Origin of the sequence: Idiomarina sp. (genome assembly GCF_019431395.1) — a bacterium.
GTDB lineage: Bacteria > Pseudomonadota > Gammaproteobacteria > Enterobacterales > Alteromonadaceae > Idiomarina.
The window spans coordinates 1910502-1921942 of the sequence record NZ_CP080268.1; the positions used below are offsets into that span (position 1 = coordinate 1910502).

At 48.2% G+C, this 11441-nt stretch carries 9 protein-coding genes and 3 tRNA genes; 5 read left to right on the top strand and 7 right to left on the bottom strand.

The features are described from left to right. Nucleotides 1-17: 17 nt before the first annotated feature. Together KZ771_RS09245 and KZ771_RS09250 are read right to left on the bottom strand one after the other, a co-directional pair. Complete coding sequence (locus KZ771_RS09245; protein WP_290653033.1) at nucleotides 18-1232, bottom strand: Nramp family divalent metal transporter; 1215 nt, start codon at nucleotides 1230-1232, stop codon at nucleotides 18-20. Further along, the gene (locus tag KZ771_RS09250) at nucleotides 1229-3307 is read right to left on the bottom strand and encodes a diguanylate cyclase (RefSeq protein WP_290653035.1); all 2079 of its coding nucleotides are present in this window, start codon (nucleotides 3305-3307) and stop codon (nucleotides 1229-1231) included. The genes KZ771_RS09245 and KZ771_RS09250 overlap by 4 nt, the downstream gene beginning before the upstream one ends. A 139-nt stretch (nucleotides 3308-3446) precedes the next feature. Between KZ771_RS09250 and KZ771_RS09255 the strand changes: the two genes are divergently transcribed. Both KZ771_RS09255 and KZ771_RS09260 read left to right on the top strand, forming a co-directional pair. Continuing rightward, complete coding sequence (locus tag KZ771_RS09255) at nucleotides 3447-5300, top strand: GNAT family N-acetyltransferase (RefSeq protein ID WP_290569151.1); 1854 nt, start codon at nucleotides 3447-3449, stop codon at nucleotides 5298-5300. Next, nucleotides 5291-6223 carry a histone deacetylase family protein gene (locus tag KZ771_RS09260; protein ID WP_290569152.1) on the top strand — a complete coding sequence of 311 codons (933 nt, stop codon included), beginning with the start codon at nucleotides 5291-5293 and terminating at the stop codon, nucleotides 6221-6223. The genes KZ771_RS09255 and KZ771_RS09260 overlap by 10 nt, the downstream gene beginning before the upstream one ends. A 15-nt stretch (nucleotides 6224-6238) precedes the next feature. On the opposite strand, the gene KZ771_RS09265 is transcribed toward KZ771_RS09260, so the two are convergent. The 5 genes from KZ771_RS09265 to orn form a co-directional block, all read right to left on the bottom strand. Next, a tRNA-Gly gene (locus KZ771_RS09265) sits at nucleotides 6239-6314 on the bottom strand. 23 nt (nucleotides 6315-6337) lie between these two features. Beyond that, nucleotides 6338-6413 (bottom strand) — tRNA-Gly (locus tag KZ771_RS09270). Nucleotides 6414-6436: 23 nt separating this feature from the next. Beyond that, a tRNA-Gly gene (locus KZ771_RS09275) sits at nucleotides 6437-6512 on the bottom strand. A gap of 83 nt (nucleotides 6513-6595) precedes the next feature. Then, nucleotides 6596-8140, bottom strand: coding sequence for a BCCT family transporter (locus KZ771_RS09280; RefSeq protein ID WP_290571224.1), 1545 nt, complete (start codon nucleotides 8138-8140; stop codon nucleotides 6596-6598). A gap of 35 nt (nucleotides 8141-8175) precedes the next feature. Continuing rightward, complete coding sequence (orn, locus tag KZ771_RS09285; protein WP_290571222.1) at nucleotides 8176-8730, bottom strand: oligoribonuclease; 555 nt, start codon at nucleotides 8728-8730, stop codon at nucleotides 8176-8178. 72 nt (nucleotides 8731-8802) lie between these two features. On the opposite strand from orn, the gene rsgA reads away from it, so the two are divergent. The 3 genes from rsgA to KZ771_RS09300 are packed head-to-tail and all read left to right on the top strand — an operon-like array spanning nucleotide 8803 to nucleotide 11438. Beyond that, nucleotides 8803-9846 carry a small ribosomal subunit biogenesis GTPase RsgA gene (gene rsgA / locus KZ771_RS09290; RefSeq protein WP_290653037.1) on the top strand — a complete coding sequence of 348 codons (1044 nt, stop codon included), beginning with the start codon at nucleotides 8803-8805 and terminating at the stop codon, nucleotides 9844-9846. Between the two features lie 5 nt (nucleotides 9847-9851). Then, the gene (asd, locus tag KZ771_RS09295; RefSeq protein ID WP_133539499.1) at nucleotides 9852-10730 is read left to right on the top strand and encodes an archaetidylserine decarboxylase; all 879 of its coding nucleotides are present in this window, start codon (nucleotides 9852-9854) and stop codon (nucleotides 10728-10730) included. Continuing rightward, a complete protein-coding gene (locus KZ771_RS09300; RefSeq protein ID WP_290571218.1) occupies nucleotides 10731-11438 on the top strand; it encodes a glycerophosphodiester phosphodiesterase family protein in 708 nt (235 codons plus the stop codon). Nucleotides 11439-11441 lie beyond the last annotated feature (3 nt).

The window sequence follows — 11441 nt, forward strand, 5'->3', positions numbered from 1 at the left end:
AGGACGTCCCTCCCCAACTAGGCAAATGCATTAATTAGGCTTTTTGCGCTCAACCCCAGCGATATTAACATCACCAGGCCGGCCAAAAGGTTTTGCCAAAAACGATTCTTATAATGACCTAACGACGGCTTGTTGCAAAGCCACCAAATGAACCCCACCATAACCGGCAACAGCACACCATTAGCAACCTGCGCCAACCAAATAACACTGATCGGCTCTAACCCCAGGCTACTAATAAAGACGCCAATAACTAGTATTGCCAGCCAGGTTAGCCGGAATGAACGGCTTTTAAGGTTTTTCGACCACCCCATGATGCCGCTGAGCGCATAAGCTGAAGCAAGCGGCGCGGTGCTTGCCGAGGAAATACCTGCAGCAAACAACCCGATAGCCATTAGATACTGAGCCCACACCCCAAATAACGGCTCCAGCGATGTTGCCAAATCTGCGGCGCTGGTAATGGACTGTTGAGAGCCAAAAAATGCCGATGCTGCGGTTGCAAGAACCGCCATAGAAATTAATCCACCCAATGGAATAGATACTAGATTATCTGCCTGAGCTTGCTTCAATTGTGCAGGAGAACGCCATTTTTTTGCAACACTCGATGCATGCAAAAATAAGTTATAGGGCACGACGGTCGTGCCGATAAGTGCAACGACGGTCAAGGTCGCGCCGGTTGGCAGCGAGGGTAGCAGCAATCCGCTAAAAAAACGGCTGAGATCGGGTTGCGTTAAAAAAAAGGTTCCAATAAATGAGAGGCTCATCAGCAGAACTAAGCCAATTAATGCTTTTTCTATAAATCGCGCATTCCCAGTCCAAAGCACAACAAAGGCTGTTCCACCGACAATGATTGGCCACCCTGAGGTTAGCCCAATTGCTGGCCACGTCAGTTCGCCAAACAATCCGGCCAATCCCATGCTGGCCCCTGATAGGTTGCCACCCTGATAAACACTATTACCAATCACCACCGCAGCAAAAACTAATGCAATAAAAAAAGCCCGGGTTAGCGGATTGGTCAGATTCGCACGAATATTCTCACCAAGTCCTTGTTGGGTAACGATACCGATGCGCAGAGCCATTTCCTGTAATATCAGACACGCAACGACAGAAAATAGCAGCGCCCATAGTAACGCGTAACCATAATTGGCACCGGCTAGCGACGCCGTAATAACGGTACCGGGACCAATAAAGGCGGCCGCAACTAAGGCCCCGGGACCAAATTGCGATAATTTCACGCGTTCGGCCCTTTAATCGTCGTCAATTCAACCCAGTTCTGTTCCACTGCTTCGCTTAAATCATGTTCAAGTGCCTTGCGAGCTTGTTGGTAGTCGACATGAAGGGCGGTAACGCCACAAGCACGGTTGCGGCCCTGTGTTTTACCGGTATAAAGCGCCATGTCAGCAATCTGCAGTGCCCGCTCCCAGTCAACCTGGTCTTCACTGACTCCCGCAAAAGGCAATTGAGAGAAGCCAATGGTAGTTGTTACGTGAATTAACTCTTCGCCCATTTTTATTGGGTCCTTTGCGATAGCCTCGAGAATTCTCGAGGCTAAGCGCTTAAGGCTACTCAGCTCAACCTGACGAACATAAAAGAGGAATTCTTCTCCGCCCCAACGAACCAACATGTCGGAATCACGGCAGACATTTTGCAAGCGCCGGCTAATTTCAGTTAGAACCGCATCCCCCGTTGCATGGCCATATTTATCATTGATGCGTTTAAAGTGGTCGATATCGAGTAATAACAGCCCATCATGATATTGGTCATTTACGTCTCGCTTCAGCATCGCATCCTGCAGCGCCCGTCTGTTGAGTAGCCCGGTTAACGGATCACGCAATGACTGGTCGGAAAGTTTTACGTTCGCTGTATTTAGGCGCTGGTTAGCCTGCCGTGACTTGCGATATAACAATAGCAGGAGGATTAAGCTAATTGCTGCTGCAATTCCAAACAAGGTCCATACCACCTGCTGTTGCCGGGTATTGGCGATGATCTGTTCCTTTAACGCGTTTTGCTGCTCAAGTAATGCAATTTGCTGCGCATTGTCGCGAGATTTATAGACCGCCTGTAATTCAGCCATTTGTTGCTTTTGTGACTGTTCGCTAATCTGCTGACGCAGCGTTAACCGTTCCTGCAGCACTTGCGCTTGCATACGAAAGTTACCCAGTGTTTCGTATGCCTCTGCTAACTCCCCAAGGAGTTGCTCTAACTCGAAAGAGGAAAGGTTTTCATCCTCACGGAACTCGCCGGTGGCTTGCTCCATTTGCTTTATACCCAGGCTATCGCCTTGCTGAACCGCGATAAAGCCTAAATTAAAGTCAATAGTGCTCAACATCTCATTAAACTCTAGTGCTTTTGCTTTTTCCCGCGCCTCAAGTAAATGCTTTTCAGCTTCCTCGAACTGCCCTAATTTCATGAGGGCATCACCAAAATTATTAAGAATAATCACTTTCTGGAAATCAAGCTCAAGCTTTTTCGCCAACAGGTATGCATTGCGAAGAGAGTCCAGCGCATTTTCGTAATCACCCAATGACGCTTGCGCATAGTATTTAGCAAACCAAAGGTCATAAGCGAGCACGTCATGACCCGCTTGCTGAGCTTCCGATACGGCGCTATTAACGGTTTCTATAGCCGCACTCCACTGCTCTAAGGAGTTTTGTATGCCCGCCATACTGGTTAATAAATAAAGTCGTCGCCCTTGGTTCAATGCCGAGTCCATCTGATTAAGCGCCGTCTGCGCAGCAAGTAGATGTTTCAACGCGTCTTCGTAACGGCGCCAGTCAACATAAATGGAAGACAATAAGTTATAACCGTAAAAACGCACGCGTGGAGTCAGCGTCTGCTTAAGCAAACGTTCTAATTCCGGTACCAGTAAAAATGCGTCACCTCGCTTACCTTCAATGTTCAGCAGGTCCATACGGGTAGCCAATACTTCTGCCTGCGCATCGACCAGGCCAGACGCATTTACCTGTTGTTTTAGCGCATCAAGCAAGCTGTAAGCTCTTTTCGACTCCTCGTTATAAAACAATTGCGAGGCGTAATAAGCCTTGGCTCGCACAACTGACATTAACGGCGTGGCGGGGGTTAGTTGCTCAACGACGTTTTTTAAAAATGTAGTCGTCTCAGCAGAACTCATGCTGTCGTCACCCAGATAACTATCTAGCTGGGCTTCTATATCCGAATCGGTTGGCGGGATGTCTACGACTTTTTGGGCATAGCCGCTTGCTGACAAACAGAGTATAACAAGACAAACGAGCCCAATCGCGTATTTTATAAAGCTTGGCTGACGCAGCCGGCTGTTCATTGTTATTGTCATGGGCTCTTCTCGTTTGGCTACGCAGACACAATGGCGTTTATAAGTTATAACAAATTGTAACCGATTTTTAACATGGCTACCAAGTACTCAAGATGGCGTATAGATAAATGAATAGCCTGAACGAAACATCGAGGCAACTATGGCAGAAGCAAAGCTCGATTGGTCTAAAATATTAAAGTCTGGCCAACGTATTTTTATTGGCTCGCATGCAGGCGTGCCCACCGCCTTAATCAAGGATTTGATGGCGCACGCCAAACACCTGCATGATATTGAGGTTGTCCAGTTAATGACGTTATCTGACAACGAATGGGCTAAACCAGAACATCAACAGTTGTTTAAAGTTAATACGTTTTTTATTGGTGGCGAAACAGTCAGAACAGCGGTGAACGAGGGGCGCGCTGATTACACGCCCTGTTTTATATCTGACATTCCCAACCTCTTTGAAAATGGCATTTTACCGCTTGATGCGGCTTTGATTATGGTGAGTCCCGCCGATCAATACGGCTACCACTCAATGGGCGTTTCGGTTGACGTGGTCTCTGCAGCGGCTAAGTCGGCCAATACTGTCATTGCTCAGGTTAACCCTCAGATGCCGGTAACCTACGGGCAGTCATTTTTACACAAGCGTCAAATTGATTATTTTTGGGCACACGACGAAGCACTACCGGAATTAATGCCTCCGGCAAGTGAGGACAGTAAAATAATAGAACGTATCGGCCAGTACATAGCATTGCTGGTACGAGACGGTTGTACACTTCAAATTGGGGTTGGACGGGTATGCGCTGCTGCGCTGCGATATTTAAGTAACCATCAGGATCTCGGGGTTCACAGTGAGCTAATTACTGACGACATTATGGAACTAATGCTCAAAGGCGTTATTAATAACCGTAAAAAAACGTTTCATCCCAACAAAATCGTCACCAGTTTTTGCATGGGTACACAAAAGCTATACGATTTTGTGCATCAGAACCCACATGTCGGCTTTTATCCCAGTGAATACGTCAACTCACCAACCAATGTCGCCCGTAATGATAACCTCATAGCGATTAACAGTGCTATCGAGGTTGATCTGACCGGGCAGGTTGTTTCCGACTCAATCGGTCATCAGTTTTATAGTGGCATCGGTGGTCAGGTCGACTTTAGCCGCGGCGCCTCGCTAAGCAAAGGTGGCAAGCCGGTTATCGCGCTACCCTCAACAACATCTGACGGTAAAGTTTCGCGAATCGTAGCCCACATCAAAGAAGGGGCCGGTGTCGTAACGTCCAGAGGCCATGTTCATTACGTGGTAACCGAGTTCGGCGTTGCATCACTACGTGGAAAGAGTATACGCGAACGTGCTTTAGAATTGATTCGAGTTGCACACCCTAAGTTTCGGCAACAACTACTACAACAGGTTCGTCAGCATTACTGGGTTCCTCACTATCAGCAACAAACACCAGTTGATGTGCCCGAGCTTGGTGTTATGGGCTTCAAAAAAATCAATTTTAAAGGCGAAGAATTTGATTTGCGACCACTCTACCCCTCTGACGAAAGGCGCTTGCAGGAGTTTTTCTATTCGCATACTAAGGAAACGCTGCAGCTAAGATATAATGCAGTTCCAACACAAATGAGCCGCGAAAAGTCTTGTACCCTGGTCAGTATTGATCAATCCAAAGATCTGGCCTTATGCATTGTTAGACAAAAAGGCTCTGCAGCAAAAATTATGGCCGTTGGCCGCTATTACTTCATCGAGTCGCAAAATAGTTGTGAAGTTGCGTTTGTTACCCGCGAACATTACCAGGGGCAGGGGATGGCCAGTATGTTGCTGCAAGAGATGGCACGAATTGCCAAAACACGCGGCTTAACCAGCATGCAGGCGGTTGTTATGGCTAACAACACACCTATGTTAAATGTGTTCGAAAAAGGCGGCTTTAAGCGCCAGCCTGCGGACGAGCCAGGCGAAGTACTACTTAAGCTATCACTGGTTGATGAAAAGGAAGCGTCATGTCAATAACGCTGTTTACACACAAAGATTGTGCCCTGCATAACCCGGACCCTCATCACCCGGAGAGTCCGGCTCGAATCGACGCGATTAACGATCAAATTATTCGCTCAGGATTAGATTTTGTGCTGGTTAGAGAACAGGCAACTGCATCGGACTTAGCGCCTATTTATCGTGTGCATGACAAAGATTACGTCGACGGGCTATTTGAAAAAGCCCCTACCGAGGGTCACATTTGGCTTGACCCTGATACGCCAATGACGCCCGAAACACTGGCATCAGCATTGATGGCAGTCGGCGCCAATATTAATGCCGTAGACCACGTTATGCAGCATACTAATCAACAGGCGTTTTGCGCTGTTCGGCCGCCGGGACATCATGCAACCCGCAACCAGGCCATGGGGTTTTGCATTTTTAATAATATTGCCATCGCCGCTCAATACGCTATGGATAAGTATGACCTTGAACGCGTTGCTATTGTTGATTTTGATGTGCATCACGGCAACGGCACTGAAGACATTTTCGAAGCCGATCCACGCGTCCTGTTCTGTTCGTCTTTTCAACAACAACTGTATCCTTTTGTTGATGAGAACCATAACAACGAACATATTTTAAGTATTGGCTTACCACCCGGTTGTAAAAACTATGAGTGGCGCGAGGCCGTATACGAAAAGTGGTTCCCGAAAATCGATGCGTTCAAACCTCAGCTTATTTTAATTTCTGCAGGCTTTGATGGGCATGTTGAAGATGAAATGTCCCAGTTTTTGCTAAAAGAGGAAGACTATTTTTGGGTAACTGAGCAGATTAAACGTCTTGCTGATAAGCATTGCAACGGACGCATTGTGTCGACCCTTGAGGGCGGATACGATTTGAGCGCACTCGGCCGCAGTGTGGTCGCACATCTAAAAGGAATGCTTGGAAGTGATGCGTATTAACTATTGAGAGAAGTTTGGAGCGGGAAACGAGATTCGAACTCGCGACCCCAACCTTGGCAAGGTTGTGCTCTACCAGCTGAGCTATTCCCGCGTCTAAAACTTTTGCTACTGACTTGGAGCGGGAAACGAGATTCGAACTCGCGACCCCAACCTTGGCAAGGTTGTGCTCTACCAGCTGAGCTATTCCCGCGTCTAAAACTTTTGCTACTGACTTGGAGCGGGAAACGAGATTCGAACTCGCGACCCCAACCTTGGCAAGGTTGTGCTCTACCAGCTGAGCTATTCCCGCATCGTCAGTGCGGCGTGTATTCTACCCATTACGCCGCATTCGTCAATAGTTTTTCTGCAAATTTAGTGCGACCTGGCGAACATTTAATCACTATCACCAAACTGTTGCCGGTACATTGCTTTTGCGGTCTGTGGCCCGGTCCAGAGTGTCGGCAAAATAACCAACGATACGGGCAAGGCGGTTATTACGATAAACTGCTGTAAGACACTAATCTGGCCCGCCCCCATATAGAGTAGAACGGCAGCCATGATTGCCATAGCGCCACCCCAAAATACGCGCACTGCGGCATGAGGCTCATCGTGTCCGGCACCTACCATTGCAATGGAGTAACTCATCGAGTCTCCCGTGGTTGCTACAAAAATTGTCGTCAACAACAAAATTGCAGCGGCCATTATTTTACCACCCGGTAAGGCTTGCGCCACGGTTAGCGTTGCCACATCAAACTGGAAGTCATTTAATGCCTGGGTCAGGTCGAAAACACCCTGCATCTGATAAAAAATGCCGGAACCACCAAGCAGAGTAAACCAAATCGTGGTCGCTATTGGTGCAATGACTGCCACCGCAACAACCATTTGGCGAATGGTTCTGCCTTGGGAGATACGAGCAACAAACACGGCCATTAATGGTGTATAACCAATAAACCAGGCAAAGAAAAATACGGTCCACCACTGCATCCACCAATCCGGAGCAGTATTTGTAGTCATCGTCGCCATCGCAAAGAACGAGCCAAGATATCTGCCCATGCCCTGTAAATAACTGTCTGCCAGGAACAGTGTTGGCCCAAATACGATAATCACAGCGGCAATAGCGAGTGCTAAAAACACGTTCATTCGACTTAAAAACTGAATGCCTTTGTGCAGTCCGGTTAACGCTGAGATCATATAAATCGCCGCCAGACACAACAAAATAGTCAGCTGCAGGGCAAAGCCATCCGTTGCGCCAAACAACTCACTCAAGCCGAAGCTCACCTGCGTTGCCAGAAAACCAATAGGACCGACTGTTCCTGCAACCACTGCAATCACGCAGCAAGCATCAACAATACTGCCTAACGCACCTTTTAAAACGCGCTCCCCCAAAACCGGATACAACAATGTCCGCGGTTGCAGCGGCTTACCCTTAACATAGTGGGAATAGGACAATACGATCGCCGATAAGGAGCCCAGCACTGCCCAGGCCAGGAACCCCCAATGCATAAAACTCTGCGCCAGCGCAGGCGCTATTGCTTCAGCACTTCCGCCCTCTGCACCTGAGGCCGGCGGACTGACCAAAAAGTGATAGACCGGCTCTCCTGCCGCGAAAAATACACCACCACCTGCAAGTAAGGTACACAAAATCATCGACAGCCAACGAAATGTGGTTATCTCCGGCTTATCAAGGGAGCCTATTCGTGCCTTACCATAACGACTCATGGCCGTCGCGATCGCAATAAAAAAAGTAAGTATCAGCAGAACCTGGAAAAACGAGCCAAAATATTTGGCAGTCCAGGCAAACCCGCTGGCAATAGCGCTTGCCGTTAGTTCTATATCCCAAAGCGACAGGCCTAAAAACAAAACAATAAACCCCATTGTTAAGACAAGAACAATAGGGTCTCCGAAGCGTTTTTCCTGATTTACGTTCGCTTGATTCATCGCGCGGCCTTTGTCGGTCAGTTTATAAAGTGTACTTAGGGGAGACGTAAAAAGTTTTCCCGATAATGACGAAGTTCTGCAACTGATTCACGAATATCTTCCAGAGCTTCGTGTGCGCCTTTCTTTTTAAAGCCATTCAGAACCTCCGGATTCCAGCGCTTTGCCAACTCTTTCAAGCTACTGACATCCAAATTGCGATAATGAAAAAAAGACTCTAATTCAGGCATGTGTTTAACTAAAAAACGGCGATCCTGACAAATACTATTACCACACATCGGGCTGCTATTGGGCTCGACCCATTGTTTTAGGAAGTCGAGGGTTGCTTGCACAGCGTGAGGCTCTTTAAATGCACTTGCCTTTATACGATCAACCAGGCCCGAGCCGGTATGCGTTTTTACATTCCAATCATCCATCCGATCAAGAAATTCTTGCGGTTGGTTGATAGCGATTACTGGCCCCTGCGCCAGTTCATTAAGGTCAGCATCCGTTACGATAGTCGCTATTTCAATAATGTGATGTTGCTCAGGATCCAAGCCGGTCATTTCCAGATCAATCCAAATTAGCCTATCGTTTTTATTGTTATCGCTCATAATCCCACTCTAAACTGTTACTATTTTCAGGTATGATAGCGTCAATTCAGTTTCAACGACAGGTCGATTGGCTTGGTAAAAAAACGTCGCCTCAATAAAGGTCAGCAACGCCGGGTAAAACAAAATCAGCGTAAGCGGCTGGAACAGCCTGGCTTAGACTTTGATAGTGATCAATTAGGTCCGTCCGAGCAGGGACGCGTGGTTAGCCGTTATGGGCAACACGCCGACATTATAGATAATGATGGCGTGTTGATACGCTGTCATATTCGTCGCGCCGTCGACAGCCTGGTCTGTGGCGATCGCGTAATCTGGCGCCGGGCCACGTCATCTACTGATGGCATGCAGGGCGTCATCGAAGCGGTTCATGATCGCGAATCGCTTCTCTCTAGGCCTGATTTCTATGACGGGCTGAAACCGGTCGCTGCTAATGTCGACCAGATTTTTGTGATATCCAGTGTGTTACCTGCTTTTAGTTCACAGATTATCGATCGTTATATTGTCGCCTGCGAAGATATTCATATTGAACCCATCATCGTGCTGAATAAAATTGATTTGCTGGCTGAACTTTCGAGTAACGAGCAACAGTTGATCAACGACTGTTTAAATTATTATCAAGAGATAGGGTATAAGGTTCTTAAAGTCAGTAGTGCGCTTGAGCACGGCCTAACCGCTATGACCGAAAAACTGCCCGGCCATATTTCGATTGTTGTCGGTCAGTCCGGCGTGGGTAAATCTTCACTGGTTAATAATATCCTGCCTGAAGTTGGCACCGCCACCAAGCAGGTTTCGGATAACTCAGGGCTCGGTCAGCATACAACCACAGTTGCGACATGGTACGACTTGCCGGCAGGTGGCTCATTGATTGATTCACCCGGCATTCGTGAGTTTTCCTTGTGGCATTTAGAAAAAGACCGGGTCGCCTGGGGCTTTAAAGACTTCAGACCCTACCTAGGCGGCTGTAAGTTTCGAGACTGCAAGCATCGCAATGATCCTGGCTGCGCCCTTCAACAGGCGACAGACACCGGCGAGATCGCCAGCTGGCGATTGCAGAACTATCACCGAATTATCGAGTCTATGGACTCACAGAAGCCCAATAGGGCTATGCCAAGAGGTTAATGAGCGTGTCAACGTCAGACAAAATTAAAATTGCAGCACAGTATGCTACCCCAAAACATTTACTTTCTCGCTTAGTCGGCCGGTTTGCTGCGGCTCGGGCAGGTATTTTTACCCAGTTATTCATTAAATGGTTTATCAAGCAATATGGCATTGATATGAGCGAGGCGATTGAGGAACACCCGTCGGCGTATAAAACCTTTAATGCGTTTTTCACCCGGCGTCTCAAACCCGAATTACGCCCTCTGATTGCCGCGGAAGGCGAGTTAGCACATCCTGTTGACGGGGCTGTCAGTCAACTGGGCCAGATAAATGAAGACCGTGTGTTTCAGGCCAAGGGGCACGATTATTCATTACAAGAATTATTGGGCGGCGAGGCGCAGGATGCGAGCCAGTTCATCGACGGTGATTTTGCCACCATCTATTTAGCACCGAAAGATTACCATCGTATTCATATGCCCTGCGACGGCGTGCTGAAGAAAATGACCTATATACCCGGCGACTTGTTTTCTGTTAATCCCCTGACAGCAGCAAACGTACCGAATTTGTTTGCCCGTAATGAGCGCGTAGTCGCTATTTTTGATACGGAAGTTGGCCCTATGGCCATGGTGCTGGTTGGGGCAACTATTGTTGCCAGTATTGGCACTGTTTGGTCAGGAACGGTTACACCTCCGCGCGGCGGCCGAGTTCAATCATGGTCTTATCCGACATCGGGACCCGAAGCGATTCGCTTAAACAAAGGTGAAGAGATGGGGCATTTTAAACTCGGTTCTACTGTGGTTCTGGCCTTTGCTAAAGACGCCATTACGTTTGAGGAGTCGCTAAAACCGCGCTCAGTTACACGTATGGGGCAAATTATGGCTGTATGCAAGGAAGCTAACAGCTAAATGAAAATTTGGGCGCACCGGGGAGCCAGTGCAGAGGCTCCCGAAAACACCCTGGCGGCATTTAGTCGCGCGATGGATGCAAAGGTTCACGGCATAGAGCTGGATGTTTATGCTATCGACGGTGAGCGCTTCGTGTTTCACGATCGTTATTTACAGCGTTTAACCGCGACTCACGGACGTTTAAAAGACCTTACCCAGCAGCAAATTCGCCGCTTAAAAGTGTTTGGCCAACAACCCATTCCAACCTTACGCGAAGCACTGCAACACATTGATGGTTACTGTTGCGTCAACATCGAGTTAAAAGGTGATGTGCCCAGCCCCGAGTTGATTAGCGACATTGACTGGGCACTGGCCAACACCCAGTTTGAGCTGCCGCAGATCTTGGTATCTTCGTTTAACCATCACTGGCTACAGCGCCTGACTCATCGTCGCCCTGACATTGCGATTGGCGCTTTAACGACCTGCTGCCCGCTGGATTATTGCGCATTCGCGTCACGGCTCAATGCTGTTGCCGCTCACGTCGATGTTGATTTTATTACGCAGGAACTGGTCGATGACGCACACCGGCGCGATCTACAAATTTATGTGTTTACCGTTGACGAGCAGCACGATATTGAAGAACTGCACGCCATGGGCGTCGATGGCATTTTTACCAACAACCCGGTGTTTGTCGACAACATTTTAAAAGGGGCTGGCACCTCCCGGTGACAA